Source organism: Streptomyces sp. NPDC033131, assembly GCF_055578365.1.
On sequence record NZ_JBVIPA010000035.1, the window covers coordinates 37090 to 63721 of the forward strand.

Genomic DNA, 26632 nt, shown 5'->3' on the forward strand with positions numbered 1-26632 from the left:
AGTCCGGATCGTGACCCTGGTCGGCAACCCCAAACCGGGTTCCCGTACGAGGGACGCGGCGCACCGTCTGGCCCAGGGGCTGGGAGGCGAAGACACGGTCATCGAACTCTCGCAGTTCGGCGCATCCCTGCTGGACTGGACCGACACGCAGGTGCAGGCGGCGATCGACATCGTGGCCGGCGCAGACGTGCTGATCGTGGCTTCGCCCACGTTCAAGGCGACCTACACAGGCCTGCTCAAGCTCTTTCTCGAACGATTCCCCGGCCAGACCGGACTCGCCGGCGTCGTCGCCATTCCGGTGATGCTCGGTGCGGGGCCCATGCACGCGATGGCACCGGAGGCGCACCTCAAGCCGCTCCTGGTCGAGCTCGGCGCGATCTGCCCCGCCCCGTCCCTGTACATGATCGACAGCACCTACCGAACCGACGGCTCCCTGGAGCACTGGATGGACTCATGGCAAACCGTCATTCTTCGCAGCACAGCTGGGAGGCAGCGCCCGTGACCAGGCCCTACAACGACGATGCCCAGGCTCTCCGCAGGGTGTTCTCCGGTTTTCCCTCTGGGGTCGCGGCACTCGCGGCTGTCGTCGACGACGACCCGACCGTCCTGGTGGTCTCCTCGTTCAGCGTCGGGGTCTCCCAGGATCCCCCGCTCGTGCTCTGCGCGGTCCAGCGGTCGTCGACGACCTGGCCCGTGCTTGCGAAAGCCCCGGTGATCGGCGTCTCCGTCCTCGGCGAGGGACACATGGAAAATGCCCGCCAGCTCGCCTCCCGTGACAAGGACACACGACTCGACGGAATCGACACCGTGGTGTCCGATTCGGGGTCGGTACTCCTGAATGGTGCCGTGATCTGGCTGGAATGCTCGATCGAAGATGCCCACGACGCCGGTGATCACGAGATCATCGTCCTACGCGTGCTGGGCTTTCAGGACGACTTCCCGCACAGGCCCCTGATCTGGCACCACTCGGCATTCACAACGTTGACCTCCCGCGGACCGAACACGAGCCGTGTCCTGACCGCGGGTGAGACCGTCAGCTGACCAAGAGCCCGAAGGAGAACGGCGACGGGTTCGGCGGTGGACGCCATCATGAAACGGGCAGTCGCTCCGGTTGAGCGCGGTCACGCGCTGCGCAAGGTTGTCCGGATGGGCAATGCCGGTCGTGTGCTGGACGCCCTCGCCCTTCAGTCGGCAGTCGTGGAGGATCTTCCAGGTCTTCATCCGCGGTGGCCGGTCGTGGTGGACCGGGCGAGACAGATCGTGGAGGGGTACGCGCCGCGACGCGCCTACGACGACGGTGATCATCGAGGCAACGCGCACCGTCCTGCGCGCGAGCGCGGACGCTGCTGAGGAGTGCAAGGGCACCCCGTACTTCGAACTGTCCGCGAAGGAGTGCCGCGAGACGGAACGGCTGCTGGGTCGGCTGGCCGAGCAGATGGGCTCGAGCGGCGCCGACGAGGGGTACCCCACGTCACCGCCCAGCGCGACGACGCCTGCCGGAGCCTCCATGGGCGGCGGGGCAGAGGCGTCTGGAACGTCCGAGGCGTCCCAGGAGGTCTCCGAGGAGGAACTCCGCGAGATGCACATGGACGAGCTGCGCGACATGGCCCGCGACAAGGGTCTCAGCGGTGTTCACGACATGCGCAAGGAAGAGCTCATCGACGCGATCAGCGGGAAGCGCGGGCGGGCATTCTTCCGCCCGATCTGATCGCGCCCCATGGGGCGTGTCATACCTGAGGAGGAGAAGCGACGGAAAGCCTCGTGCCGTTTCAGCAGGCCGGTTGCCAGCAGGCGCACGACGACCTGAGAGCCCTGTTCAGCGAGTGTTAAGTCCTACCCCAGACCAGATGTGGAGACTCCTGACTCGTGGCTACCATCCTCTATCGCCTAGGCTGCATGGCCTTCCGACGGCGCTGGACCGTGCTCCTGGTGTGGGCGGCCGTCCTCGTGGCCGTCGGCGCCGCGGCGGCTACGGCGCCCGCTGCCAAAGACGAGGGCTCGTTCATGCCCGGGATCGAGGCGCAGAGGGCCTTCGACCTCATGGAGCAGCGCTTCCCCGGATCCGACTCCGAGGGCGCCAACGCCCGGATCGTCTTCGTGGCACCTGACGGCCAGAAGATCACTGCGGCCGAGAACCGGGCCGCCGTCGAGGAACTGGTCGACGAGGTCGGCACAGGCTCCCAGATCGACAGTGCGGTGAGCCCGTTCAAGGCGAAGGCGGTGAGCGAGGACGCCTCGACCGCTTACGCGACCGTCACTTACAAGGTCCAGGCCGCTGACCTGACCGATGCCACCAAGAAGACGCTGGAAAGTGCCATCGACGTCGCTAAGGACAAGGGCCTGACCGTCGAGCTCGGCGGCACCGCTCTGGCGACCCAGCCTGCCGCAGGTGGCATGGCCGAAGGTGTGGGTGTCGCCCTCGCCGCGGTCGTGCTGGTGATCACTTTCGGTTCGCTGGCGGCCGCCGGGCTGCCGCTGCTCACCGCGATCATCGGTGTCGGCATCAGTCTGGCCTCGATCCTGGCCCTGGGCAGCACCTTCGGTCTGTCCATGACGACCGGCACCCTGGCCACGATGCTTGGTCTCGCGGTCGGAATCGACTACGCGCTGTTCGTCGTCTCCCGCTACCGCGAGGAGCGTTCCAAGGGACACGCCCCGCAGGAAGCAGCAGCATTGGCTGCTGGAACCGCCGGATCGGCTGTCGTCTTCGCCGGGCTGACGGTGGTCATCGCACTCGCCGGCCTCACGGTGATCGGCGTTCCCATGCTGACCAAGATGGGACTGGCCGCCGCCGGCGCCGTCGTCGTCGCGGTCCTCATCGCCCTGACCCTGGTCCCGGCGCTGCTCGGCTTCTGGCCCCACTCCGTCCTCTCGCGCGCCACGCGCAAGAACGCCACGCGTAAGAAGACGGGCAGGTACAGCGGCGGCGAGCAGCCTGATGGTGTGGCGCAGGAGAACGGTGGGACCCGTTGGGCCCGGTTCGTGCTGCGGCGCCCTGTTCCGGTTCTGCTGGCGGGTGTCGCGGGTCTGGGTGTGCTCGCTCTGCCGGTGACCGATCTGCAGATGGGCATGCCGGGTGACGAGGCCAAGCCCACCTCGACCACCGAACGCCGCGCCTACGACGCACTCGCCGACGGCTTCGGGGCCGGCTTCAATGGCCCGCTGACCATCGTGGTGGATGCCAAGGGCGCCTCCGACGCGAAGGCGGCCGTCGCCACCGTCACCAAGGAGATCGGCGGCACCCAGGGCGTCGTGTCCGTCTCCCCCGCGCAGTTCAACGTTGCGGGTGACACCGCGATGTTCTCCGCGGTACCCGCTGACGGCCCGAACGAAGCGACTACGAAGGACCTCGTCCAGACCATCCGCGACGAACGCCCCGCCACCGAGACGGCGACCGGAGCCACGTTCGAGGTGACGGGCAGCACGGCGATGAACATCGACGTCGCCCAGGCGCTGCAGAGCGCGCTGCTTCCCTACCTGGCGGTCATCGTGGGCCTGGCCTTCGTCCTGCTGCTGGTGGTCTTCCGCTCCGTACTCGTCCCCATCAAGGCGGCCCTGGGCTTCCTGCTCTCCGTCCTGGCGGCTCTCGGCGCGGTCGTGGCAGTCTTCCAGTGGGGCTGGGGCGCCGAGTTCCTCGGGATCGAGCAGACCGGACCGATCATGAGCCTGATGCCGATTTTCCTCGTCGGCATCGTCTTCGGGCTCGCCATGGACTACGAGGTCTTCCTCGTCGCCCGCATGCGGGAGGCCTATATCCACGGTGACAGGCCTGCCCAAGCCGTGGTCACCGGATTCCGCCACAGTGCTCGCGTCGTCGTCGCGGCTGCCCTCATCATGATCGCCGTGTTCTCCGCGTTCGTCGCCTCACCGGAGTCGATGGTCAAGACCATCGGATTCGGCCTTGCCATCGCGGTACTCCTCGACGCCTTCGTCGTCCGGATGGCCCTCGTGCCCGCCGTGCTCGCCCTGCTCGGCCACAAGGCATGGTGGCTGCCCCGATGGCTCGACCAGGCAATGCCCAACGTCGACGTGGAAGGCGAAGCCCTCCAGGCCCGGCCCGTCAACGACCAGCCGGACCACGACACCAAGCAGCTGACCCACTTGTAACCGACCGCTCGAAGGGTTGGGACGGCTGCACGCCGCTCCACCCCCCAGTTGCACCCGGCCGGCATGTGCGCGGCTCGAACGCCCGTGCCCCGGCATCGACTTCTCGATGCCGGGGTACGGGAGCGTTCAGCTTGCGGCCGGAGAGCAAGACTGTACGGCAGGATCTCGGAGTGGCCACCGCCTCCCTCACGGGCCACCTCTTCTCCCCGTGGTCCTCCCTTGACGAGAGAGAGAACGATGAGTGCTCCCTGGCGGGGCAGTATGGAGTCCCATCCCCGTGGGACGGACATCGGGCTGGCCCTGGTGCTGTTCGCCTTCTCCGCCGCCGGAAGCGTCTTCAGCAGCAACATGCTCGACGAACGGCTCGCGACCTGGCCCACGGTGCCGTTGACCGCGCTCTCCTCCGCAGCCCTGCTCCGGCGCCGGACCAACCCCCGCACGGTGGTGGCCGTGACCGTCTTGTGCGCGGTGGTGGAAGCGGCACGTGGATATGTACTCACTCCGCTCACGCAGGCCCCGCTGATCGCCGCCCTGTACTCCCTGGGCCTCTTCAGCGACCGCAAAACCACTCGCATCTACGCCACCCTCACCATGCTCCTGCTGGTCGCCACAGGTCTACTCACGTCACGGCACGACTACGGAACACTCCTGCTCACCGTGGTCAACCCCGTCGCCTGGGTTCTCCTGCCTGCGGTTCTGGGCGGTTCAGTCCAACTTCGCCGCGCCTACATCGACGCGGTGCACGCCCGAGCCGAACACGCCGAGCAGACCCGCGAGGAAGAGGCCCGCCACCGGGTGGCGCAGGAGCGCATGCGCATCGCCCGGGAACTCCACGACGTCGTCGCCCACCACCTGGCGCTGGCCAACGCCCAGGCCGGCACCGCAGCCCACCTGGTGCGGGCCCGCCCCGACCAGGCGAGTGCCATGCTCGACAATCTCGCCGAGACCACCGCGGCCGCGTTGCGCGAGATGAAAGCGACCGTGGGGCTCCTTCGCCAGGACAACGACATCGACACGCCCCTGAGCCCCGCCCCTGGGCTTGCCCGGCTCGCGGAACTGACCACGGCCTTCACCACCGCAGGCCTCGACGTCTCCACCGACATCGAGGGGAACCCGCGCCCCCTGCACTCCGGGGCGGACCTCAGCGCCTACCGGATCGTGCAGGAAGCCCTGACCAACGTCACCAAGCACTCCGCCGACAAAACGGCTCGCGTACACCTCGTCTACGCCTCGGACCGGCTGACTGTGACCATCAGCAACGACGGAGCCGCCACCGCCACTGCCTCCGCCGCCGGGCAGGGATTCGGTCTGGTCGGCATGCGGGAGCGCGCCCAGTCCGCCGGTGGAACCTTCTCGGCGGGCCCTCGCCCGGAAGGCGGCTTCGACGTCACCTGCACACTGCCGCTCCCCCCTCAACAACCCGAGAGAGAATGGGCCACATGAGCACCATCCGCGTTCTGCTCGCCGACGACCAGGCCCTTCTGCGAGCCACATTCCGCGTTCTGATCGACTCCACCTCGGACCTCAACGTCATCGGCGAGGCCGCCGATGGGGACGAAGCAGTCGAGCACGCACGCGCCGAACGCCCCGATGTCGTCCTGATGGACATCCGCATGCCAGGGACCGACGGTCTTGCGGCCACCGCGGCGATATGCGCCGACCCGGACCTGGCCGACACCCGCGTCCTGATCCTCACCACCTTCGAGAACGACGAGTACGTCGCCCAAGCTCTACGGGCCGGTGCCAGCGGCTTCCTGGGTAAGGACGTCACCGCCGACGTGCTTCTGGACGGCATCCGTACCGTCGCCGCCGGAGACGCCCTTCTCTCCCCTATCGCGACCCGCGCCCTGGTCACCCGCTTCCTGGCCGTTCCGGAACCCGAGGCCCGGCTCGTCTCCCCGGAGGGCTTAACCGTCCTCACCGATCGCGAGCGGGAGATGATGGCACTGGCCGCCCTCGGAAAGTCCAACGCCGAAATCGCCGACCACCTCTTCCTCAGCCCGCTGACCGTGCGCAGCCACATCCAGCGCGCCATGACGAAACTTCACGCCCGCGATCGCGCACAACTCGTCGTCATCGCCTACCAGAGCGGCCTCGTCCAAGCCTGAACGTCCACTGCGAGGCCTGCGGGACAACGACACCGCGCTCCCGACGCAGTGGGCTGCGAAAGGCGGAATACTCGCCAGGCGCCAAGCCGTTCGACCGGGCCGCGGCAGATCCGACCAGTCAGTGCTGGTCGGCAAGAACGACGATCTGAGTGCGACTCCGTGCGCCGAGTTTCGTCCGAGCGCGGTTGACATGGGTACGTACGGTCAACGGGCTCACGGCGAGGCCGGAAGCGATCTCCGTGTTGGTCTTCCCCGCTGGCTATGAGCGGGATGACCTGCCTCTCACGAGCGGTGAGGGCCCTGAGGGTGAACCGCTCCGGAGCCTCCATCAGACCCGGAGCGGTTCAGGGTGACCACCATCATTACGGCCGGGTCGGGGCGGTCGCCGACGGCTCATTCGTGGTGCTTCCACCTTGCGACTTGGTCCGGCGCTCGGTGTGAGCGGAGTGCGCTGCCGACCGGCCCTCCTGGGATGGTGCGGTTGCTGATCCGTACCACCGACGTCAACACCGCACCATTGTCGAATGCGTTGGCCACCATCACCGCATTCGCTCATCCAGCAAATGTCGACACCGTTTTCGTGGCCGGGCAGGTCCGCAAGTTCCGCGGCGAACTTGTCGGCCAGGATCTGGGCAGGATTCACGGCCTGATCGAGACGTCTCGCGACTACCTGTTCGCTGCAAGCGGCCGGCGGCCGGACGTCCTGGCCTGCCAAGGCAGCACCCAGGTCGGATAGCGACCGTCGGGCACCAGGCGCGGGTACCGTCTGCCCCCGACGGTACCCGCTTCGGCGCGGACCGCGCCGCAGCAGCGTGATTGCCGGCTGTGGGCCCCGGTGCCCCTCGGGTGATGAATGGAGAGGGGGCGGGAGTCGGCTGTCGCCGCTTTACCGTTCGGCGAGCGCGTCGAATCCATCAACAGCACCGCCCCGGCCTGCAAAGCCACGGGCGCGGCCGCCGCTCTCGACACGGACCGGCGGGTACGACCGCCTGCGCTGCTTCATCCGGAGGCGCTCATCCCTCGGCGACGAACAGGACCTCCGGCGAAGCTCATCGCCTCAGTTCAGAGGCAATTCTTCGCGCATGTGACCAAGCCTCGGACACCTACCTTCGCGAAAGCGTGCGGCTAGAGTCCTTGACCCACGCCAGGGGCGTTTCACCCGGCATTGGAGCAGTTGTTGGACAGGGAATGGCCTGGCTCTCATCGGTGCGGCCGCGTGAGTCTGGATCGCATCTGTTTCGCCTTTCAGGAGAACGACCATGACTCAAGTGCTGGTCCTCGGCGCCGGTCCCACCGGGCTCACGACCGCGATGCTGCTCGCCGCCGACGGCTACCGCGTCACCGTGGTGGAGCGGAACCCCGACGAGCCGCACGGCGACGCCGCCGGGCTGTGGGAGGGGTGGGAGCGGCGTGGGGTGAAGCAGTTCCGCATGCTCCACATGGTCATGCCTCGCTGGCGGATGGAGATGGAGCATGAACTCCCGGAGACGGTCTGCGAACTGGAGACCCTCGGCGGCACCCGGATCAACCTGATCCAGTTCGCGGACTTGCCGGCGGAGGCTGCCGGGGCCCGCCCCGGGGATGAGCGCTTCGACAGCATGGCGGCCCGCCGCCCGGTGTTGGAGGCGGCGATCGCGCGCGTTGCGTCCCGGACGCAGGGTGTCACCGTCTTGCGGGGCGTGCACGTCACCGCGCTGGTCACCGCCTCGGCGACGCAGAGCGCGATTCCGCGGGTGGGCGGGGTGGTGACCGCCAACGGTCAGGTGCTCCACGCGGACTTAGTGGTCGACGCGAGCGGCCGGAACTCCGCCGTCCCACAGATGCTGGACGCCATCGCAGACCGCGCGCCCGTCGTGGAGAGCGAGCCGAACGGATTCGTCTACTACTCCCGCTACTTCCGGGTGCCCCAGAACAACCGGCCGGCGTACCAGGGCTGGGTGCTGGAACATCACGAAGGGCTGACGGTCGGCAAGTTCGCCTGCGACAACGACATCTGGGCTGTGGGACTCTATGTCTCCTCCCGGGACCGGCAGTTGCGGGCCCTGCACGACACCGACACCTGGCAGCGGGCGGTCGCGCTCTTCCCCGATGTCGCCGAGTGGGCGGCCCATGAGCCGGTGGGCGGTGTGCGAGCGATGGCGGGCACCCAAGGCGAGTACCGCCGCCACGTCATCGAGGGTCGGCCGGTGGTCACCGGCTTCGTGGCGGTCGGGGATGCCTGGGCGACCAGCAACCCGGCGCGCGGAGCGGGCCTCAGCACGGGGGTACTGCACGCCCAGGCGCTGCGCGACACACTGCGTGAGGTCGGCCCCGCCGACGCCGAGAAGTTGGTGCTCCGGTTCGACGAGCTCACCGAGGCTCGCCTGACACCCATCTACCGGAGCATCACAAGCTGGAGCCGCCACCGGCTGGCGGAGATCGACGGGGACATCACCGGCGAACCGTACGAGACAGCGGACCCGAGCTGGGTGATCGGCAAAGCCCTTGACGCGGCCAAGCTCCGCGATCCGGACGCGCTCCGCGCGTTGGCCGACCTGGCGATGCTCCAACTCCCGGCCCAAGAGGTACTGGCCGCCCCCGGCCTGACCGAAAAAATCATGACCCTCGGCGGCAATCAGCCGCGGTACCACGCTCCCGGCCCCTCACGCCCCGAACTCCTGGCCGCCGTCGGCGCCTCGCGCGACTGAGCCAAGACACCTCGATTACCGGATTCACCGAGGCGACGGGGGCGGGTGCGATGACGGCCATGTCCGTGGTCACTCTGCCTCGGCCAGACTGTGCGCTGAGGGGCTGGTCGACTGATCACGTTGCCGCAGGCCGGACGCACGCGTGTGTGGTTCCCCATCTCGTACGGCGTACAACTCGCATCCGGGTCGCCCGATATGCGCGAGCACCGGCCCTCCAGGACCGTGTCCGATCCGACCGTCGTACGGCTGAAGGCTGGCAACACGATGACCGTGACCGAGACCGCCCTCGTGGTACCAAGCCGGCGTCACTCAGCTGCGTCTGGTCCGTCGTGCCGTCGGAGGACGAACCGGCTCGCCGTACCGCGACTTCAGAGGTGAACTGCCAGTAGCCGCACGACGACGGGAGTGGGCCCGCACGGGGAGCGTGGGCGGCGTTCGAGGACCGGCCCTCCCGCATTGCGTTCGGCGGTCAAGACGCGAAGTGCCAGTCATCGCCTGGCGTCCGACAGGGGCCGATCGCGCTGCGCTGGGTCATGTGTTCGCGTGAGCTGCTCGCCTGCTTCCTCTCGGGCTCCCGTACTGGGAGGCAGAACATCGATGAGAACTCGTACAGGGCTCGGGGAGGCGGCAGTCTTCTCGTGTGCGGCGCTCTTCGCCGCGGTCGGGGTAGGCCGTAACAGCGACGGCGATGCCGCGTCGTCCGTCTCCTGACGCCCGAAGTCGTCCCTCCGGTTGTCGTCCGCCTACGGGCCGAGGGACCGTCCCTTCCCTGCACCGGACGTGCATCGAAGAGGCCCCGACGGGGCAGCCGGTTTGCCTGGACCTTGGAGGATGCCATGACCATGACGGAGCAGCCGGTCGAGCCGGCGGGGGAGGACACCGCCTGCTGCGCGCGCCACGACAGCCGCAGCCCGAAAGGCGGTACTGAAGCGCCGGAGACAGCGCGTGAGCGGGTCAACCGCCGTTGGAACGAGATCCTGCAGGAGACGCGGGTCACCCAGACGGGTGTGCAGATCCTCTTCGGGTTCCTGCTCAGTGTGGCCTTCACCCCATTGTTCCGGGAGTTGGCAACGTTCGACCGCGTCATCTACGTCACCACAGTGGTGCTCGGCGGAGCGGCCACGGGAGCGCTCATAGCACCCGTCTCCATCCATCGCTTCCTGTCCGGCCAGCGCATGAAGGACGAGTTGGTGGAGACCGCCGGCCGCTTGATGATGTGCGGCATGGTCCTCCTCGCGCTGACCATCGGCGGAACTCTCCTGCTGATCCTGCGTGTGGTGATTCCCGGCGTCCTCGCAGAGGTACTCGCCAGCGCCGTCATGCTGTGGTTCGGCCTCTGCTGGTACGCGCTACCGCTGTACCTGCGACGCCGCGCCGCTCGGCGCTCCCGCACCGGTGTGGCATAGCGCGCCTGGGCGTGGGACGGGCACGACGTCGTGAACTGACGCGGACAACGGCGCGTACCGGTCAGCTGGAGCAAGCGCTCGACAGCAGGACTCACCCGGCCGGACCCCAGAAGCGCACGCCGACATCGCGACTGTGGCCGCGGGCTGCCAGCAGGACGTTCAGCCCGGCACAGTTGCTGAAGTCAGCGGCGGCGGAGTTCGTCGGACCTGTGCCGGAGCTGGTCTTTGGGGTGAGGTTGTCGCCGCGGGCCGCGGTCTGGCGCAGGTGGGCGCTCACAGGCGGTGTCCTCTTGGAGCAGCGTGCAGGCGTAGCGCGTGGCAGCGTCGAACCCTTCCGGAGCACGTCCCCAGCCCTTCCAGTCGAGAATTCTCAGCGGCGCAGTGACGTCTGCCCAGTGCAGGTCGGAGTGGGCGGCGCTCCAGCAGGTCACGGCCAGGGCCGGGATGCCCACGAACTCAGGGATCGCCCGGTCCATGTACTGCTGCCGTACGGCGATGCGGTCGGTGCCGGCGGCCGCCGCCTTCTCCAGCGTCCCGGTGAGGTCCTGCCGGCAGTAGTCCGGTAGCTCGAGGTCGTGCTGGAGGGCCGGGTCGTCGGACAGGACCGGCTGGTCGACGCAGGGTCGACAGCTCCGCCCAGTAGGCGGGGGTGTCGTCGACGGCGTAGTGGACAGCCAGGAGGGCGGGCCGACGCCCGTTTGTCCCCGAAGACGTGCTGGGCCTCGAGGACCGGGACCGTCGACGTCGCGCTCTCCCGGTGCGCCGACGTCGACGCGCTGCCAGCTCGAAGGCGGTCGGCCGTTCTTTCGTACGCTGCTGCCCGAGTCGATCGCACCCGGGGTATGCGGGATGCGGGATGCGGTACGGCGTAGTGGACGAGTTCGCGGTGGAGGTCATGGCGCAGCTGCCGGACGACCAGGCCCGCCAGGAGGTGATGGCACTCGTGGAGGTCCCGCGGATGGATCCGAGGGCCTGGCCCAATGTCCGCGATCCGGGCTCCGTGGAGGAGATCCGGGAGCCGTTCGGACAGCGCTGCTGGATCCAGTGCCTGCCACACGCCGGTGTGCTCGAGGTCCGTGACATCGGCTGATGAACATCGACGCCGCCGTCTGCTTCCACCACGACGGCGACACCGAGCAGGCGTGCCGCCGTACCGTCGCTGCCCTGAGAAACCATCCTTGAATTCCAGTGGGTGTCCTCGCCGTTGATGAGTGGGATCCTTGGCCTCCGGCCGGGTGGAGGAGGGCGCGTGAGTGTAGAGGAGTCGTGGGGCAAGATCGAGCGCTGGATAGCCCAGCATGCGCCGGAGGAAGACCCATTGCCGGCTCCGTGTACTCGCGCAGACCTGGAGGCCTTGTACGAGTCTCTCGGAGGGCAGCTGCCGGATGATGTCGAACGCTCACTGCTACGTCACAACGGGTCAGGCCTGACCGTGATTCTCCCGCCCGGGTTCACGCTACTGAGCGTCGAGGACATCCTCGAGAAGCGTGCGACCTGGTTGAAGTACGCGGCACCTGATGACTCAAACCTGGCAGAAGGAGACAAGCCCTTCCTCGTCCCATTCGCAACGTTGAGCGTTATCCAACTCCTGGTCGACATCAGGACAGGCCGTATTGGCGAGTGGGACATCCAGCAGGGCTTCGCCTGGGAACGAGATCCCCTCTGGCGCTCCTTCACCAGTGCCCTGGACTTCGTCGGGAACCTGCTGGCCTCGCCGCCTCCTTGGATCGCGATACTGCCGGGCGACGACGAGTGGGAAGTAACCGACAGGGACCCGGATTTTCCCGGGACGCTCGTATGGACCGAAGACCCCGTCGACTGACCTCTACTGACTTTATTGGCGTGATGTCATAGCTGGCGAGGGTAGTTGCTGCGACAGGCCGGTTGTATGAGGTACGCGCAATGCCTGGGCGATCGAGGTCCGTGACATCGGCTGGGCGGGCTGATCGACCCCCACCGGTCACCCAGAACAGGACCACCTCGTAACCACCACTCCCGCTCCCCCGATCACGGAACCGGACCCCTCCGCCTGACCTGCCCCGGCGGCCTGGTCGGCCCCTGCTCCGGATGCCAGCGCTCAACACACAAGTACGGCAGCGGAGGCAGCCCGCTGTGCCAGTGGTGCGTGACCCCGGATCTGGTCCGGGTGTTGGTCGCAGGCGTGCATGCTGGTAGGCGGTGCCTTGGCCGTGAGGACCGGACCGGGATCGGATAATCGGTGTTCTGCCCGCCCGTGAGGTCGCAGCATGGTGCGCATGACTCTGGCCACCCCCGTACTACACACCGCTCGACTGCGGCTGCGGCCTTTCACCGACGCCGACGCGGACTCCCTCTTCGCGCTGCACAGCAGCACCTACGTGATGCGCTACTGGGACTCCCCGCCGTGGACGGAACGGGCCCGCGCCGAGCGCTTCATCGCGATGTGTCGGAAGATGGCCGACGAAGGCACCGGGGCACGGGTGGCCATCGATCGTGCTTCTGACGGGGCCTTCGTCGGCTGGTGCGGCCTGACCGGATGGAACCCGGACTACCGCAGCGCGTCGTTGGGATACGTCCTCGACGATGCGGTGTGGGGCCACGGCTTCGCGACGGAGGCCGCGCACGCCGTGCTGCGGTGGGCATTCGACGCACTGGACCTGAATCGAGTTCAGGCCGAGACCGATACGCGCAACGTGGCATCTGCCCGGGTCCTGGAGAAGATCGGATTCGTGCGTGAAGGGACGTTGCGGGAAGACTGTGTGGTGAACGGCGAGGTATCCGACTCGTGGGTGTTCGGGTTGATCAAGCGGGAGTGGCGGCCGTCGGCTGTGCCGACTCCATCCCGCTATTAGAAACAGGTCAGTAACCAGGCCCGGGGCGCACTCGGTCGGGTGAAGGCGTCAAGATCAGAGAACTTCTGCCGCCGCCGGCACGTAAGGCCGTCCATGAGGCCGATCAGCGAAGCACATGTGGCAGTTCCGGGGCTGGCCGTGGTGGAGGTCGCCGCTGCCGATGACGCATCCGCGTTCGCGGTCGAGGAGCTGCTCGCCGCGTGGTGGGCCATCGCGGCGGCGGACCGCACGACCCGGGAGCCCGCAGAGCCGGTCGCGCGACTACGCTGCACCTGGACCTGCGCCAGGAGCCCGACTCGTAAAATCGGCGAAGCAGCTGCCCAGCGGCCATGGACCAGGTGAGCGGTCCTCGATCCGGGCCACAGCGCGGCCGCTGTGGTCAGGCGCTGCGCGGTCGGCGTCCCGACGTCTTCTTCGCCGCCGTCTTCTTGGTGGCCTTCTTCGCAGCGGCCTTCTTGGCCAGCTGCTGCTTCGCGGCCGGCTTCTTCTTCGTGGTCTTCTTCGCCGGCAGGTCGTGCACTTCGGCTTCCGTGCCTTCGCCACGTTCAGAGAAAAGCACGCTTGCATCACCCGCGCACGCCAGTTGGGGCTGGTCGGGCTCCTGGCTGGTGGGCCCGCGGTCGAGATCCTTGCCGATGCCGGTTACCAGGGGCTCGGCGCCCAGACCGGCGGACGTGTAGTGACACCACCGCACCGCAAGTTCAAGAAGAATGCCCGGACTGGTACGAGGAGATGTACGAGCGCCAGCGCAAGGCACATTCCTCACGCCGTATCCGGGTCGAGCACGGCATTGCACATCTCAAGAACCGGCGGGCACTGGCTCGCCACCTCGGCCGCCGCGAGCACATGAGCGACACGGTGCAAGCCATCGCCGGCCTGCTGTCCCACCAGCAGACCGCGGACCTGACATCGGCTCAGCAGATGTGAACCCCGGGCCCCACCGAAGTCCTCGATGTCTCACCGCCAACCATGCACGAGCTCGTTAGGCACGGAACATGCCTGCGCCGGTGCTCATTTCGGTATTCAGGGCGGGGCCGGCTTTTTCGACCTATTTCACAGACACACTCTCGCCCGATGCGATACCGGATTCGCCGAACGCGTCTACGGCGACCCAATACTCCGCGCCCGCGTTCAGTGACCGCAAGTCGAGTGCCGTTCGCTCGTACACCAGCCAGCTGTGATAAAGCTTTTCCGGGTGTCGGCCGTAGCGAATGTTATAGCCGATGGCCCCCGCGACAGCGTCCCACTCGATCCTGGCGGTGCGGTCATCCACACGGGAGGCCCGAGCGCGGACTGGGCACGGAGCGTCGCAGTCGCCCGCCCCGAAGACCCGCACACCGCTGATGGCGAAGACACCATCGAACGGCAGTCGGCCGCTGGTCACCCGAACGAACCGTGTCTGCTGCGGCGCGTCAAGGACGATGAAGGCGTGCGGAGCGTCGCCACCCGCGCTCCGGGAGTCCCGCACGACGGTCCACTCCTGACCGTCCTTCGAGATCTCGACCACGATCTCCGCCGGCTGATGGCTTGGAAATATGCCTCGCCAAGAATGACCCATGTCGGCTCCTTCGGAAGCCTGGGGTGCGACGCCGCTCAACTCATGATCTGCCAGATTGATCTGCAAGGAGTGCACGGTCTTGCACACGCGCAGGTCGACGGTCAGAGACTCGCCAGGTTCGCGGCTGGCGGCCGCCCACCAAGTGCGGACGTTTTCGTCAACGGCCGACGCCGGGTCGTGACCGGACGCCGAGGACGAAGCGACGACATCCGCCTTGTACGAGAGCAGCATCCAGGCGGGAGGCGTCCACGGATCGAACGGTCCGTCCGGGACCACCAACGGGAAGTCAGCAAAGTTCTGGTTGCAGAACAGCACACCGTCGTCGTCGAAGCCTGCAGGGAAAATGCCGATGCGTCGCTCGAACACGTCATTCACCGAGATGCGCATGGTCGCCGCATGCCACCAGTTTCCATGACGATCCTGGAAAGTGCTGCCGTGTCCTGCTCCGGTGATGAACCCTCCCGGTTTGGAGGAGAAAGGGCTGTCAAGCGAGTATTCAAAGGGCCCCAGGGGGGAGGTGGCCGTGTAATACCCGTCGGCATAAGTGTTCAGCTGTGTGCCGGGCGCTGCATACTGCAGATAATACGTCCCTTCATGCTCGGTCATCCACGGACCTTCGATGTACGGGTCAGTACCCACGACCAGGGCGACGCGTTTCTCCCGCTCCGTCTGTGGTGGTACGACAACATAGTCCTCGCCGAGTTGCTCCCAGCCGTGAGCAGAGACATCGGACCTGATCAGAGGCGACGGGTCGCCGATCGGGCTGAAGGTGTCCGAGAGCCGGACTCCGTAGAGGGGCGTCTTGTTGTCACATCCCCAGTAGAGGTACACGGAGTTGTCGGTGTCCTGGAACAGGTTCGGATCCCAGAAGGGAAAAGTACCGGGCGTGACCTCGACGAAGTCATCAGACAAGGGATCGGTGCTCCGGAAGAAAGGACAGTTGTCCTCCTTGCGGGACGCGCTGATGTAGAGCGCTCCGTCGATCTCCCGGACATCCGGCGCGTAGTCAAGGGCCGGCAGCTTGGATGTCGCGCGGTACTCCCACCGCACGAGGTCCTCAGAGTGCCAGAACCCTCCGGACATCGACACGAACATGTAGTAGCGGCCCCGGTACAACACGATGGACGGATCCGCTGCCTCCCGATGCACGCTTCGCCGCGGCTCACCGAGCTTCATGCCATTGACCGTGCCAGAGAAACGGATGTCCTGGTACCGGTAGGCAAGGTCGAGCGGATTACAGATCACGCGTTCAGCAGAGGCCATCGGGCATCGTCCTGTCGGTCGGTTTCTTCAACTCGGCTGCCGGGCTGCTCAGTTGTGTCTCGGGAGGACCGTGCCCAGAAGCTGGTACTCGACCCGGCCCACCTGCTCCTGGCGCTGGATGAACGGATCAAGGACAACGACCGAGAGATCCGCGACACTCTCCGCACGGATGACCGAGCCGAGATCATCGAGTCGGTGCTCGTCATGGGCCCCATTCTGGGCGCCGAGTTCGTCACCGTCGTCGGCGATCTGTCCGGCTACCGTGATGCCGGCTGCCTGGCCTCGCACGCGGTTTTGCTCCCCGTGCCCCGCGACTCCGGTCGCTCCACCGGCAACCATCACCGGCCCGAACGCTACAACCACCGTCTGCGCCGGCTGTTCTACAGGTCCGCGCAGTAGTACCTCAAGAAGCGAGCCGACGGGATGATCCGCACCCGGGCGATCGTCTCGCTCGCCCGTTGCCGCGCGAAAGTGCTCTGGGCAATGGTGCGTGACACGAGGCGGTTCACCTCCGCCCCGCCGGCCACGCAGGTGGGTTGACACGATCGATTCAGATTCTCCCTGACTGCGCGTGTCTGATCGGCGAACCGACCGCCTCAATCCTTGAGTTAGCTTCGTATTTCGAGATCGTTTTGGACGCTAGCACACGGCTCACGTCGGGTGGAAGCTCTCAGGCCACGTCGTCAACCACCCCTGCGAGGAAGGCCTCGATGCCTGTCGATATGTCCACCGCGCCTGGGTTGTACAGCCACTGGATCTGGAGTCCATCGAAGACGGCGACGAGCAGGTTCGCGAGGACGTCCGGCTTCGTGTCCACCTTCAGGCGTCCGCGACCGCGCAACTCTGCAAAGATCCGGGTCAGGTGGAGGCGCAGGTTGTCGTAGCGGGCCCGGTACAACTCGTGCGCGGGATGCTCGCTGACCGTGGCCTCACTCGAGATGATGCTGTGCAGCTGAATCAGCCCTGGTCGGGTCTCATTGGCGTGCGCGACCCGCAGTTGAGTCTGCAGTACGTCCAGGTCGTCGGCTTCCCGGACGATCGCGGCCGTCTCCCGTTCGTGTGCGGCGAGCACCTCGACCAGCAGTTCCGCCTTGCTGTCGAAGTGGTGCAGCAGTCCGGTCTGGCTGATGCCGGCTCGCTCTGCGATCTCTTTCATGGTGGCGCCGTGGAATCCTCCGGCCCCGAACGCCTCGATGCAGGCGTCGAGGATCTTCTGCCGCACCTCGGCGGTCTTCGCGTAGGCCCCCCGGGGGCCGCGGGCCCCGATGCTCGCTGCCTTCGTCTGCTTTGTCACAGGTCGAGCATAGGGCCGATCCCAGCACCTGTCTCAATTTAGAATCACACTTCTCTTTTAGGCGTAGGCGCGGCTACGGTTGGCGCATCCATCCGGTACCGACGTCGCAACCCGCGTGTGCCCCCAGGCGTCCGGTCATACCCGTCCCATGGAGACCTTGTCACCACGATCCAGCCCGAACTCCTTTTGGGGGTGCGACACGGCGAGCCAACGGGTGGAGGGCGACAACACCAGCAGCAACCGGGAGCTGGCGAAGAACGCACGCTCGGCGTCCAGCCCGGCGGCGAGGCCGCCGCTCACGACCACCGTTACGACGAGGGCGCGCCGCTGTCGGCCAGGGGCCCTCTCAACCCCCGTCGACGCGGTGGCGAATAGACCGGCGTCGGATGGTCGAACAAAGAGGATCCCGTGCTCCGCTCCGCATTCAACGACAACTGGCAGGCCCGCCCCAAGGGTGAGGGGCACCGCTTCCGCACCGCCTTCGAGACCGCCTACCAGCCGGGCGAACTGGAAGCCATCGCCTACCGCGGCGGCGAACCGGTCGGCCGCATCTCGTTGCGATCCGCCACCGGTCCGGTCCGGTTGCGCGCCGAGGCCGACCGGCCGACGGCCACCGCGGACGGCGGGCGACCTCGTCCATGTCCCCCTCGCCCTGACTGACGCGGACGGCACCCTCCATGCTGCCGCCGACCGGATGGTGAACCTCGAAGTCACCGGCGCCGGCACCCTGCTGGCGTTCGGCAGCGCCGGATCCCTGCACCGAAGAGCGCTGCGACGCCAAGGACCGCCGCACCTACCAGGGGCGCGCGATCGCCGTCATACGCCCCACCGGCGTCGGCGAGATCTGGATCACCGCTACGGCGCCGGGCCGCGACCGTGGCCCAGACCACTGTCACAGCCACATGACGAGCACCCCATGGCCGACCCCGATGCGCCGCTCCGAGTCCACCGACTGAGAGAAAGACCATGACTGCAGCTATCCCCGGACAGCCCACCCGAGTGCGACTGGAAGGGCTGGACCTGCTCATCGACGGTGCCCCCTTCGTTCTCCTCGGCGCCGAAGTACACAACTCCAGCTCCAGTACCCCGCAGGCCATCAGCACGGCCTTCGACAAGGTCAGCGCTCTGGGCGCGAACACGGTCCTCGCGCCCGTGGCCTGGGACCTGTGGGAGCCGTCGGAGGGAACCTTCGACACCGCCCTGCTCGATAGCATGATCACCGCGGCCCGGGAGCGCGGCCTGAAACTGGTGCCGCTGTGGTTCGGATCGTGGAAGAACGCCATGTCCTCGTACGTCCCGGCATGGGTCAAGCAGGACACCGACCGCTTCCCCCGGGCCCACACCACGACGAGCGGCCGGATCGAACACCTGTCACCGTTCGCCGCCGAGTCACGCGATGCCGATGCCCGCGCCTTCCACGCACTCATGGACCACCTGCGGGACGTCGACCAGCAACAGACCGCGGTAATGGTCCAGGTGGAGAATGAGGTGGGACTCCTCGGCGACTCCCGCGATCGCAGCCCGCTGGCCGAGAAGGCATTCCACTCCACGGTCCCGCCTGCCGTCGTCGAAGCCATCGCACGGTCTGGCCACATGCCGGTGCACCAGGACTGGCTCGCGGCGGGATCGCGCCGCGAGGGAAGCTGGCCCGAGCTACTCGGCCAGGGGCCCAACGCCGACGAGGCGTTCATGGCCCACGCCTACGCCGCCTACATCGAGCACGTCGCCTCCGCCGGGCGGAAGGCCAACGACGTGCCGCTGTACGTCAACGCCTGGCTCGACGCCCCCCTGGAACTGGACCTGCCCACAGGCCCGAGCCGCGAGCAACCCCCGCAGGACACCGCGCCCGAGACAGCCGGCACCGTCGCCCTCGCCGGCGGCCAGCAGCCCGGCACCTACCCCAGCGGCGGACCGCTCCCACGCGTCGCCCCGATCTGGCAGACCGCCGCCCCCACACTCGACTTCCTGGCCCCGGACATCTACTTCGGCGACACCAACGCGATCTGCCGCGACTACACCCAGGCGACCGGTCGGCTCTTCATCCCCGAAATGCGCCGCAGCCCGGCGGGCATCGGCCTGATGTTCACGGCAATCGGCGAGTACGGCGCGCTCGGCGTCGCCCCGTTCGGCGTCGACTCCCTGCCTGCCGACACCCCGGACGGCGTAGCTCTCGCCGACGCCTACCGCCTGCTGACCGCGGCGACCGACCGCACCCGCGCCGGAGCGAGGCGAGTCACGGGATTCATGCTCGACCACGAGCGCCCCACAACCCAGCACTCGGCCGACCCGTACACCCTGGCCTTCGACGCCCCAGGTCCGTTCAGGCAGTCCGGCGGCCCCGCCTACGGGCTGGTCCTGCAGGAGGAACGGGACCAGTTCCTCCTGGTGGGCCGCGGTTTCACGACGAGCTTCACGGCAGCTCAGGACGCCAGGGTCGGCATCCTGTCCGTCGAGGAACTGGACTTCGACGGCCGATGGACCGTCACCCGCCGACTGGGCGGCGACGAGACCTCGTCGGGCGCCTCAGTGCGGCTGCACAGCCTTGACGCTTCCCAGCCGGCCTTCTTCCCGATCCCTCTCCCGCTGGCCTCCACCGGGATCGTCCGCGTCCGTCTTTACACCTACTGAGCGGACAAGGCCGTCCCCGAGGGGCCTTGACCCTTGATCCTGGACACACGAGACACTGATCCTGGGGATCTGAGAACGGACATCTCGTGGTCGTGAAGAACTGTGCGCCGGAGTTCAAGGCGGACGCGGTCGCGCTGTACCAGTCGCGGCCCGAGGCGACGATCCGGCAGGTCGCTGCAGATCTGGGGATCAATTCACCGCGCGGTTGTCGGGGCCGCGGTGATCTTCTCTCCCTCCGGGGCGACGAACGCGATTCGGGCACTGGTGCCGTTCGCGGCGGTTCCAGGAAGCCGCTGTTCCATCAGGTCGAACGCCTTCTGCGCCTCGACGCCCGGCATGGAGTGCGAGTCCTCCGGGGCGTCGGCGGCCGTGGCGGCCCCGAAACCGGAGCCAGCGAGGACCGCCACCCACAGCAAGGTCACCGTCCAGCGCCGATGAAAGGCCAAACGGCCAATGCGATACAAGAAGTCGGCCACGGCAGGAAGCACGCTCCACATTCAGATTCGGGTACCGAACCGCCGTGCCAGCCCCGCCACGTCGTCGTGCACATGCTGGCTTTCTCCCGTAGTGCCAGCCCAGTACAGATCGGCCATCCACTGATGCGAGAAGACCACGTCGTGGCCCCTACCAGCGCGCCCGGCAGAGGACATACGAACGAGAAGGTCGTGCGGCTGTCGGCCACCCAGGGGCGACATCAGGAGGGCAGCGCCCTGCCTGGTCAGCGCACCGCCCGCGGCTTGAGCCACGGCGCCAATGCCGTCGATATCGCCGTGACCAGGCCTACCTAACCGTCTCGGCAACAGCACCGCCTCGGCTTGCGAGGCCCCCGGCCACCGCCCTCGACGCGGACACATGCGTACAACCCGATACGCTTACCCACCTGCAGAGCTGTCGTCAGCTGCGAGGTCGGCCAGCAGCCCCCCGATCCGGGCACGAGCCCGGTCGGCGACGCCGCTTCCGGGGGCGGAGTGCACGCGGTCGGCCTCGATGGCGGCAAGGGCGGCCTCGGCGACCGCCCTCGCGGACATGACCCCGGGCAGGCCCTTCATGGTTGAGCCGTCAACGCCGGGTGGAAGCGCGGCGACACCGAGCGTCGCCGAGTTCTGGCCCAGGGGGGTGTCGACCAGGCCGGGGCAGAGCACGGTGGCGCCCACCTTCCGAGCCGCGCGTCGCAGTTCGGCGTCGAGGGTCTCGGTGAGACCGACCACCGCGTGCATCGTGCCCGTGTAGGGGGTGCGGTCAGGCAGGGGAGCCAGACCGCCGGACGAGGCTGTGTTGAGGATGTGGCCGCTGCCCTGGTCGATCAGGTGGGGAGCAAAGCTGCGTACGCCGTGGATGACTCCCATCACCTTGATGTCGATCATGCGGTGCCACGTGGTGAGTTCCTGCTCCCACATCGGCGCGGCGGGCGATACGACGCCCGCGTTGTTGCAGACGAGGTCCACTCGGCCGTAGGCGTCGATTGTCTGCTCGGCGAGCCGGTCGACAGAGGCCGCGTCGGTTACGTCGGCGACGACGCCGATGGCGTCCACGTCGCCGGCGCCCAGCCGCGCGACGGCCTCGTTCAGGCCGTCCTCACGGACGTCGGAGAGGACGATGCGTACGCCGCGGGCCGCGAGCGCCTCGGCCAGGCCGTACCCGATGCCGCTGGCGCCGCCCGTGATGACAGCGACCTGTCCCTTGACGATCTTCATGCTGTGTCGGTTCCTTCCACCATGGGATTGTGCGGGGTTGGGGATGTGGGCAGATCAGTTGGGCTGGACGCCCACCGTCAGGACTGATGCGTCCGCGTTGGTGGCGGGCCGCGTGCACCGTGAAGAAACCGGCCTCGACCCGCCAGTCGTGATCTTCGGCCGACCAGTGCGCGAACAGCCGTCTGGGAACGGTGATGTGCGCGCTCACGGTCTCGCCAGGGGAGGCGTGGACGATGGCGCTGCCCGCGAACCAGCGCGGCGGACGGGCCAGTTGCGACTCGCGTCGGCTGAGATACACCTGCACGACCTCGCGGCCCGGCCGATCACCGACGTTGGCCACCTTGACGCGAATCCGCGCGTCCCCGCAAGGAGCGGTGTAACGCCACGTGGTGTAGCCCTGTCCCGCGCCGAACCAGTGAGCCGGTCGAGCCCCCGGAGCGCAGCCAGGCGCGGCAGCCGATGTCGCCGGCTCACCAGCAGCGCACGCGCACCGTCGGTGCACGCGGTGAGCACAGGAGCACCCGAGTTGATGACGAAGGCCGTGCTCGAGTTGGCCGCCACGACCGCCCGGACCAGCTCGTCCCTGGTCGGCAGGCAGCGACAGCGAGGTGCGGTCGAACCCCTCGTTCTCGACCGTCGCGTCCGTTCCCACCACCACGATCAAAGCGTCCGCCGAGGCGGCGAGTTCCACCGCCTCGGCCCGCTCGTCCGCCTCGCTCCGACGTGGCTCACGGGCGCAGACGGCGAGGTTGACGGCGTGCATGCCGGTGACCGCCGCCCCGGCGCGAGCTTCGTGGGTACGGGTGAGCACAAGCCGGTACGCGGCCTTCCGCCCGGCCGCCAGATCGCGCCCCACCCAGCGCTGCGGCGTGTGCGGCAACGCCTTGGTCAATTCGTCGGTGACCGGTGCGACCTCCTCATCGATGACCGTATCTCCGTCGAGTTCGACGCGGACCGGACCGACGTCGGCGAAGCCGATGCGCTGCACACCGGACTCGGCCGGCCGGTAGCGGCAGGTGACCTCGACCGCGTAGGTGTCGGCGAGTTGGGGCGCACCGATGTACAACAGCGGCCCGTCGGTGCGCACTTCGCTGTACACCTCGTCCCCGGATGCGCCGAGAAAGCACACGCGAGACCCGCTCTTGCCGGCGACCGGTTCGGTGAGCTGCACTTTCCTCACCACCATCACTTGGCCGGGCCCGTACACGCCCGGCGTGTGGACCACATCGACGCCGTGCGCGGCGAGCGCAGAGGTCAGCCCGCTCAGTGGCGCAACGGTGGAGGGCGCGTTCACGAAGGCGCTGCCGCCGCCCTGAGTGCGGCCTTCGCGCGCGTTGGGGCCGATGAAAGCGACGCGGCGGCCGGCACCGGTGTCGAGGGGCAGCAGATCGCCCTCGTTGCGCAGCAGGACGGTGCCGGCCGCAGCCGCCTCACGCAGCAGAGCGGCGACCTCCGTGTCCGTCACGGGGCGACCTCCTGTGGCTCGTAGCCCTTCAGCGCTCCGACGCGAGAGGCGAGCCGCAGCAGTCGAACTTGGCCCGCAGCACCCGGCGGACGCAGACATCCACGGCACGCTCGTCCACCGCGCCCCGGCGTACCTCCTCGACCAGGGTGCTGCCGTCCTCGCCTCCCCCGCCGCCGGCGACATCAACGGGGTCGTGCTGCCGGTCGACGACGGCTGGGCGGCCGTCTGTGGGACGGCGTCACAGCTTCCGCCGGTCCGCGAACCGGCCTTCCCCGGCGGTGACCTCCTCGCCGCCGGGGAAGACGACGGTCGCCCTCGACCCGGGCGGCACGTCGAGGATGATCAGCAGCTCCTCCCCCTCGATGTGCCACTCGACCGCGATGAGCCCCTGCGGACCGTCGAACGTCCCGCGTGCCCACGTGATCGAGGCGTGGGGCACCGGCGCGACGACGAACGACTCCCACGCCACCGAGCCCACGGCCTGCCGCAGGCCGAGGGTGTGGGTGTGCAGGAACCGGACGACCGCGCCCTTGCTGTAGTGGTTGAGCGACGCGTGCGCGGTGCCGTCGGCGTCGACGCCGTCCCAGTCTTCCCAGATCGTCGTCGCGCCGCGGTCGAGCATGCCGAGCCACGACGGGTACGTGCGCTGGAACAGCACCTCGTAGGCGACGTCGGCGTGGCCGTGGTCGGCGAGCACGGGCAGCAGGTCGGCCGTCGACAGGAGCCCGGTGCCCAGGTGCGTGCCCGCTTCCCGGACCAGTTCGACCAGCCGCGCCGCGGACGCCGTGCGCAGGTCGCCGGGCACGAGTCCGAAGTGGAGCGCCCGGACGTAGCTCGCCTGCGTGTCGGCGGCGGTGCGCCCGCTGTCGTCGAGGAATTCGGTGCGCCACGCGTCCTTCACCCGGTTCGCCAGTTCCGTGTAGCGGGCCGCGTCCTCGGTCCGGCCGAGGACCTGCGCGGTCGCGGCCAGCGTGGCCGTCGACCGGGCCAGGTAGGCCGTCCCTACCTCCCCCTTGTCGGCGGTGAACCAGCCGGCCGGGTCGGCCTGCACCGGGTCGATGAGCGAGCCGTCCTCCGCGCGCGCCTTCGGCTCGATCCATTCACCCCAGTGGAATGAGCCGTCCCAGAGGAATTCCTCGTGTGGCAACGGCTCGGCCGACCGCTCCACCCGCGACGGGTGCCGCGAAGTCCGTGCCGTCGCCAGTGCCCATTCGACCCAGCGGACCATGGCGTCCCAGTTCTCGGCCAATGCCTCGCGGTCGCCATACGTCTCGTACAGCAGCCACGGCACGAGCGCGATGGCGTCGCCCCAGCCGGACGAGCCCGTCATCCTCGCGAACAGGACGTCGGGGTGCTCCTTGATGCGGTGCCCGTCCGGGGAGAAGTTCGCGACGCGGCCGTCGGGCAGCTGGTCGTCCCGGACCGAGCGCAGCCACTTGCGCGTGAACCCGGCGACGTCGTAGAGCCGCACCGCGGTCGGGGCGAAGACCTGGTAGTCGCCCGTCCAGCCCAGCCGCTCCCGGTGCGGGCAGTCGGTCGGCACGTCGACGGCGTTGCCGCGGAAGCTCCAGCCGGCCGCCTCGTGCAGCCGGTTGAGGTCGTCGTCGCCGCAGGCGAAAGTCCCGGTGGGACGCAGGTCCGTGTGCACGACCTGCATGACGATGCCCGCCGGGTCGAGCGGCACGCCACCGCGCTCGAGCCGCGCGTACCGGAAGCCGTGCACGGTGTGCCGCGGCTCGAAGACCTCACCCGGCGCGCCCGAGGAGAGCACCTCGTCCCGCTGGACGAACGGGACCGGCGGCTCGCCCGGGCGGGCCGCGTCCAGGTGCGACGTCGTGAGATCGCCCGCAGGGTCGAGGTGCTCACCGTAGTCGAGCACGGTCCTGGTGCCCGCCGGGCCGAGGTCGGTGAGGGTGACCCAGCCCGAGGCGTTCTGGCCGAAGTCGGCGATCCAGGCGCCGGTGGGCAGCTGCGTGACCGACACGGGCGGCCGGCGTTCGACGCGCCGCACCGGCGGGGCGGGCGACCAGCCGATCGGTGGGGCGGTGACCGCGTCGAGGAGCACCGGGCGTTCCGGGCCTCGCGGGGCGACGAAGTCGGTGGTCTGCCCGGCCATCAGGTCGGCGCGGGTGATCCGGCCGGGGCCGCCGGTCCAGTGCTCGTCGGTGCCGGCGACGCGGGTCGAGCCGTCGGCGAGAGCCAGGTGGAGCTCGAGCCGGGCGCCGAGGCGCGGACCCCAGTCCGCGGGTTCGCGGAAGGCGCCGACCTGGCCGCGGAACCAGCCGTCCGACAGGACGATCTCGATCGTGTTCGCCCCGGGCCGCACCACCGCGGTGACGTCCGACGCCTGCGCGTAGAGGGTGCGGTCGTAGGAGGTCGAGCCGGGCGTGAGTTCGGCGGTTCCGGCGCGCTCGCCGTTGACGAACGCCTCGTAGACGCCCAGCGCCGTCGCGTAGAGGCGGGCGCGGGTCACCCCCGCGGGCACGGTGAACGAGCCGCGCAGGATCTGCGCGGGCCGGGCTCCGGGCTCGGTGTCCCCGGCTTCGGCCGGAGAAATCCAGCAGGCGGTCCAGTCCTCGTCGAACAGCCCGGCCTCGAAGGCGTGCCACTCGCTCCACGGCGACGTGCCCGTCCGGACCCGCCAGCGCGCCTGTTCGCCGCTGCGCAGCGGCCGGACCGGCCACGCGACCCACCGGTGTTCCCGGGTGCGGGCGACTTCGCGCACGCTGTCGCCGATCAGGATTTCCACGTCGTAGCCGGCGCCCGGGGGCACCTCCGCGGGCGGTTTCCACGACAGCCGCGGCCGCGGCCCGGACACCGGGAACCGGTCGCCACCGAAGTCGACCGACAACGCATAAGGCACTGAGCTGACCATGAAAGCAGTGCTCCGAGGATCGAGGTGTGCAGGGCGCGTCGCACGGCGACGTCGTGTCGTTCGTCAGGTGATGCTCAACTGATGGTGAAGAAGCGCTCGGCGAAGGCGTCCCACACTTCGAGCATGTCCACCGTGGGATCGGCGACCCAAAGCGCCTCCAATCCCGTCCAGAAGGAGTACAGCTCCCGCGCGGCGAGCATCGGCTTCGGTTTCCAGGACAGCGCCCGCGCGAAACCGTCGAGCGCCCGCTGCTCCCTCTCCAGGAAGTAGCCGTGCGCGGGGTGACCGACATCCAGAGCCTCAGCCCGGAGCACGACGTAGAGCCGGACCAACTCACGCTGCTGCTGGTTGTGCTCCACCGAGCTCCGGAACACCTCGTTCACCGCGGCAGGGTCGGCGAAATCCTCAACCTCGTGTCGCACGGGGTAGGACAGTTCGTCCCGGTGAGCGAGGACAGCCGCGAGGAGATCGGCCATGGACGGGAAATGGTGCAGCACCGACGGCTTCCGAATGCCGCACGCGTCCGCGATGTCTGCCAGGGACACCGCGTTGAAGCCGGCAGCAGAGATCAGCCGCGCTGCCTCCAGGACGATCTGACGGCGCCGCACTTCGGGCGCCAGCCGTCGCTGGGCGCGGGGAGCGCTGCCAGTTGCTGCATTCATCGATCTCCTCGGGTGGGTTGACGACGGTCTCCACGAATCCTAATCTACCACCCG

General features: G+C 68.3%; 26 protein-coding genes and 3 pseudogenes. 17 read left to right on the forward strand and 12 right to left on the reverse strand.

The features are described 5' to 3' along the window. Positions 1-10: 10 nt before the first annotated feature. On the forward strand, positions 11-502 hold the full coding sequence (locus ACZ5XS_RS33955) for an NADPH-dependent FMN reductase (RefSeq protein WP_468657867.1): 492 nt from the start codon (positions 11-13) through the stop codon (positions 500-502). Further along, the gene (locus ACZ5XS_RS33960) at positions 499-1041 is read left to right on the forward strand and encodes a flavin reductase family protein (protein WP_468657869.1); all 543 of its coding nucleotides are present in this window, start codon (positions 499-501) and stop codon (positions 1039-1041) included. The genes ACZ5XS_RS33955 and ACZ5XS_RS33960 overlap by 4 nt, the downstream gene beginning before the upstream one ends. Before the next feature lie 90 nt (positions 1042-1131). On the opposite strand, the pseudogene ACZ5XS_RS33965 reads toward ACZ5XS_RS33960, so the two are convergent. Further along, positions 1132-1224 (reverse strand): annotated as a pseudogene (locus ACZ5XS_RS33965) (IS5/IS1182 family transposase); the annotation flags it as partial. 73 nt (positions 1225-1297) lie between these two features. On the opposite strand from ACZ5XS_RS33965, the gene ACZ5XS_RS33970 reads away from it, so the two are divergent. The 4 genes from ACZ5XS_RS33970 to ACZ5XS_RS33985 all read left to right on the forward strand — a co-directional run bounded on the left by ACZ5XS_RS33970 (position 1298) and on the right by ACZ5XS_RS33985 (position 6215). After that, complete coding sequence (locus ACZ5XS_RS33970; RefSeq protein WP_468657871.1) at positions 1298-1708, forward strand: Rho termination factor N-terminal domain-containing protein; 411 nt, start codon at positions 1298-1300, stop codon at positions 1706-1708. Between the two features lie 158 nt (positions 1709-1866). Next, complete coding sequence (locus ACZ5XS_RS33975) at positions 1867-4107, forward strand: MMPL family transporter (protein ID WP_468657873.1); 2241 nt, start codon at positions 1867-1869, stop codon at positions 4105-4107. Positions 4108-4344: 237 nt separating this feature from the next. Beyond that, the gene (locus tag ACZ5XS_RS33980; RefSeq protein ID WP_468657875.1) at positions 4345-5550 is read left to right on the forward strand and encodes a sensor histidine kinase; all 1206 of its coding nucleotides are present in this window, start codon (positions 4345-4347) and stop codon (positions 5548-5550) included. Next, positions 5547-6215 carry a response regulator transcription factor gene (locus ACZ5XS_RS33985; protein ID WP_468657877.1) on the forward strand — a complete coding sequence of 223 codons (669 nt, stop codon included), beginning with the start codon at positions 5547-5549 and terminating at the stop codon, positions 6213-6215. Before ACZ5XS_RS33980 ends, ACZ5XS_RS33985 begins: the two co-directional genes overlap by 4 nt. A gap of 118 nt (positions 6216-6333) precedes the next feature. Here ACZ5XS_RS33985 and ACZ5XS_RS33990 read toward each other — a convergent pair. Then, positions 6334-6520 (reverse strand): annotated as a pseudogene (locus tag ACZ5XS_RS33990) (response regulator transcription factor); the annotation flags it as partial. Between the two features lie 167 nt (positions 6521-6687). Here ACZ5XS_RS33990 and ACZ5XS_RS33995 point away from each other — a divergent pair. From ACZ5XS_RS33995 to ACZ5XS_RS34005, 3 genes are all read left to right on the forward strand, one after another. Further along, positions 6688-6951: a hypothetical protein gene (locus ACZ5XS_RS33995; RefSeq protein ID WP_468657879.1), complete on the forward strand. Its 264-nt coding sequence runs from the start codon at positions 6688-6690 to the stop codon at positions 6949-6951. A gap of 523 nt (positions 6952-7474) precedes the next feature. Beyond that, positions 7475-8902: an FAD-dependent oxidoreductase gene (locus tag ACZ5XS_RS34000; RefSeq protein ID WP_468657881.1), complete on the forward strand. Its 1428-nt coding sequence runs from the start codon at positions 7475-7477 to the stop codon at positions 8900-8902. Between the two features lie 836 nt (positions 8903-9738). After that, positions 9739-10308 carry a DUF6328 family protein gene (locus ACZ5XS_RS34005; protein ID WP_468657883.1) on the forward strand — a complete coding sequence of 190 codons (570 nt, stop codon included), beginning with the start codon at positions 9739-9741 and terminating at the stop codon, positions 10306-10308. A 91-nt stretch (positions 10309-10399) separates the two neighbouring features. On the opposite strand, the gene ACZ5XS_RS34010 is transcribed toward ACZ5XS_RS34005, so the two are convergent. Next, positions 10400-10585, reverse strand: coding sequence for a hypothetical protein (locus ACZ5XS_RS34010; protein WP_468657885.1), 186 nt, complete (start codon positions 10583-10585; stop codon positions 10400-10402). 579 nt (positions 10586-11164) lie between these two features. Between ACZ5XS_RS34010 and ACZ5XS_RS34015 the strand changes: the two genes are divergently transcribed. The 4 genes from ACZ5XS_RS34015 (at position 11165) to ACZ5XS_RS34030 (ending at position 13481) form a co-directional block, all read left to right on the forward strand. Next, positions 11165-11398 (forward strand): hypothetical protein, encoded by a 234-nt coding sequence (locus tag ACZ5XS_RS34015; RefSeq protein WP_468657886.1) that lies wholly within the window; start codon positions 11165-11167, stop codon positions 11396-11398. A gap of 159 nt (positions 11399-11557) precedes the next feature. Then, a complete protein-coding gene (locus tag ACZ5XS_RS34020; protein ID WP_468657888.1) occupies positions 11558-12130 on the forward strand; it encodes an SMI1/KNR4 family protein in 573 nt (190 codons plus the stop codon). Positions 12131-12563: 433 nt separating this feature from the next. Next, positions 12564-13139, forward strand: coding sequence for a GNAT family N-acetyltransferase (locus ACZ5XS_RS34025; RefSeq protein WP_468657890.1), 576 nt, complete (start codon positions 12564-12566; stop codon positions 13137-13139). 93 nt (positions 13140-13232) lie between these two features. Then, positions 13233-13481, forward strand: coding sequence for a DUF6207 family protein (locus tag ACZ5XS_RS34030; protein WP_468657892.1), 249 nt, complete (start codon positions 13233-13235; stop codon positions 13479-13481). A gap of 37 nt (positions 13482-13518) precedes the next feature. Here ACZ5XS_RS34030 and ACZ5XS_RS34035 read toward each other — a convergent pair whose 3' ends face one another. Continuing rightward, positions 13519-13659, reverse strand: a complete 141-nt coding sequence (locus tag ACZ5XS_RS34035; RefSeq protein ID WP_468657894.1) for a hypothetical protein — start codon at positions 13657-13659, stop codon at positions 13519-13521. Between the two features lie 212 nt (positions 13660-13871). On the opposite strand from ACZ5XS_RS34035, the gene ACZ5XS_RS34040 reads away from it, so the two are divergent. Beyond that, on the forward strand, positions 13872-14066 hold the full coding sequence (locus ACZ5XS_RS34040; protein ID WP_468657896.1) for a hypothetical protein: 195 nt from the start codon (positions 13872-13874) through the stop codon (positions 14064-14066). 121 nt (positions 14067-14187) lie between these two features. On the opposite strand, the gene ACZ5XS_RS34045 is transcribed toward ACZ5XS_RS34040, so the two are convergent. Next, positions 14188-15960, reverse strand: a complete 1773-nt coding sequence (locus tag ACZ5XS_RS34045) for a family 43 glycosylhydrolase (RefSeq protein ID WP_468657898.1) — start codon at positions 15958-15960, stop codon at positions 14188-14190. A 51-nt stretch (positions 15961-16011) separates the two neighbouring features. Between ACZ5XS_RS34045 and ACZ5XS_RS34050 the strand changes: the two are divergent. Beyond that, positions 16012-16500 (forward strand): annotated as a pseudogene (locus tag ACZ5XS_RS34050) (transposase); the annotation flags it as partial. Between the two features lie 130 nt (positions 16501-16630). Here the strand turns inward: ACZ5XS_RS34050 and ACZ5XS_RS34055 are convergent. Then, a complete protein-coding gene (locus ACZ5XS_RS34055; RefSeq protein WP_468657900.1) occupies positions 16631-17254 on the reverse strand; it encodes a TetR/AcrR family transcriptional regulator in 624 nt (207 codons plus the stop codon). A gap of 135 nt (positions 17255-17389) precedes the next feature. Further along, positions 17390-17554: a hypothetical protein gene (locus ACZ5XS_RS34060; RefSeq protein WP_468657902.1), complete on the reverse strand. Its 165-nt coding sequence runs from the start codon at positions 17552-17554 to the stop codon at positions 17390-17392. A 108-nt stretch (positions 17555-17662) separates the two neighbouring features. Here ACZ5XS_RS34060 and ACZ5XS_RS34065 point away from each other — a divergent pair, with 108 nt between their 5' ends. Both ACZ5XS_RS34065 and ACZ5XS_RS34070 read left to right on the forward strand, forming a co-directional pair. Further along, positions 17663-17914, forward strand: coding sequence for a DUF4982 domain-containing protein (locus tag ACZ5XS_RS34065; RefSeq protein WP_468657904.1), 252 nt, complete (start codon positions 17663-17665; stop codon positions 17912-17914). A gap of 306 nt (positions 17915-18220) precedes the next feature. Then, positions 18221-19882 carry a GH35 family beta-galactosidase gene (locus tag ACZ5XS_RS34070; protein WP_468657906.1) on the forward strand — a complete coding sequence of 554 codons (1662 nt, stop codon included), beginning with the start codon at positions 18221-18223 and terminating at the stop codon, positions 19880-19882. Positions 19883-20076: 194 nt separating this feature from the next. Here ACZ5XS_RS34070 and ACZ5XS_RS34075 read toward each other — a convergent pair whose 3' ends face one another. The 5 genes from ACZ5XS_RS34075 to ACZ5XS_RS34095 all read right to left on the reverse strand — a co-directional run bounded on the left by ACZ5XS_RS34075 (position 20077) and on the right by ACZ5XS_RS34095 (position 26578). Further along, complete coding sequence (locus ACZ5XS_RS34075) at positions 20077-20358, reverse strand: hypothetical protein (protein WP_468657908.1); 282 nt, start codon at positions 20356-20358, stop codon at positions 20077-20079. A 396-nt stretch (positions 20359-20754) separates the two neighbouring features. Then, entirely contained in the window at positions 20755-21576 is an 822-nt protein-coding gene (locus ACZ5XS_RS34080; RefSeq protein ID WP_468657910.1) for an SDR family NAD(P)-dependent oxidoreductase, read from the reverse strand. Further along, entirely contained in the window at positions 21458-23224 is a 1767-nt protein-coding gene (locus ACZ5XS_RS34085; RefSeq protein WP_468657912.1) for a glycoside hydrolase family 3 C-terminal domain-containing protein, read from the reverse strand. Before ACZ5XS_RS34085 ends, ACZ5XS_RS34080 begins: the two co-directional genes overlap by 119 nt. A gap of 55 nt (positions 23225-23279) precedes the next feature. Continuing rightward, positions 23280-25904, reverse strand: coding sequence for a family 78 glycoside hydrolase catalytic domain (locus ACZ5XS_RS34090; protein ID WP_468657914.1), 2625 nt, complete (start codon positions 25902-25904; stop codon positions 23280-23282). 86 nt (positions 25905-25990) lie between these two features. Further along, complete coding sequence (locus ACZ5XS_RS34095; RefSeq protein ID WP_468657916.1) at positions 25991-26578, reverse strand: TetR/AcrR family transcriptional regulator; 588 nt, start codon at positions 26576-26578, stop codon at positions 25991-25993. Positions 26579-26632 lie beyond the last annotated feature (54 nt).

Bases quoted from the DNA above. Each gene is read 5' to 3' on its own strand.
- ACZ5XS_RS34070 (WP_468657906.1), top strand. From the start codon at position 18,221: ATGACTGCAGCTATCCCCGGACAGCCCACCCGAGTGCGACTGGAAGGG.
- ACZ5XS_RS34085 (WP_468657912.1), bottom strand. From the start codon at position 23,224: ATGTCGCCGGCGGCGGGGGAGGCGAGGACGGCAGCACCCTGGTCGAGG.
- ACZ5XS_RS34005 (WP_468657883.1), top strand. From the start codon at position 9,739: ATGACCATGACGGAGCAGCCGGTCGAGCCGGCGGGGGAGGACACCGCC.
- ACZ5XS_RS33980 (WP_468657875.1), top strand. From the start codon at position 4,345: ATGAGTGCTCCCTGGCGGGGCAGTATGGAGTCCCATCCCCGTGGGACG.
- ACZ5XS_RS34095 (WP_468657916.1), bottom strand. From the start codon at position 26,578: ATGAATGCAGCAACTGGCAGCGCTCCCCGCGCCCAGCGACGGCTGGCG.
- ACZ5XS_RS34040 (WP_468657896.1), top strand. From the start codon at position 13,872: ATGTACGAGCGCCAGCGCAAGGCACATTCCTCACGCCGTATCCGGGTC.
- ACZ5XS_RS34030 (WP_468657892.1), top strand. From the start codon at position 13,233: ATGAGGCCGATCAGCGAAGCACATGTGGCAGTTCCGGGGCTGGCCGTG.
- ACZ5XS_RS34015 (WP_468657886.1), top strand. From the start codon at position 11,165: ATGCGGTACGGCGTAGTGGACGAGTTCGCGGTGGAGGTCATGGCGCAG.
- ACZ5XS_RS34080 (WP_468657910.1), bottom strand. From the start codon at position 21,576: ATGAAGATCGTCAAGGGACAGGTCGCTGTCATCACGGGCGGCGCCAGC.
- ACZ5XS_RS34045 (WP_468657898.1), bottom strand. From the start codon at position 15,960: ATGGCCTCTGCTGAACGCGTGATCTGTAATCCGCTCGACCTTGCCTAC.
- ACZ5XS_RS34000 (WP_468657881.1), top strand. From the start codon at position 7,475: ATGACTCAAGTGCTGGTCCTCGGCGCCGGTCCCACCGGGCTCACGACC.
- ACZ5XS_RS34025 (WP_468657890.1), top strand. From the start codon at position 12,564: ATGACTCTGGCCACCCCCGTACTACACACCGCTCGACTGCGGCTGCGG.
- ACZ5XS_RS33985 (WP_468657877.1), top strand. From the start codon at position 5,547: ATGAGCACCATCCGCGTTCTGCTCGCCGACGACCAGGCCCTTCTGCGA.
- ACZ5XS_RS33995 (WP_468657879.1), top strand. From the start codon at position 6,688: ATGGTGCGGTTGCTGATCCGTACCACCGACGTCAACACCGCACCATTG.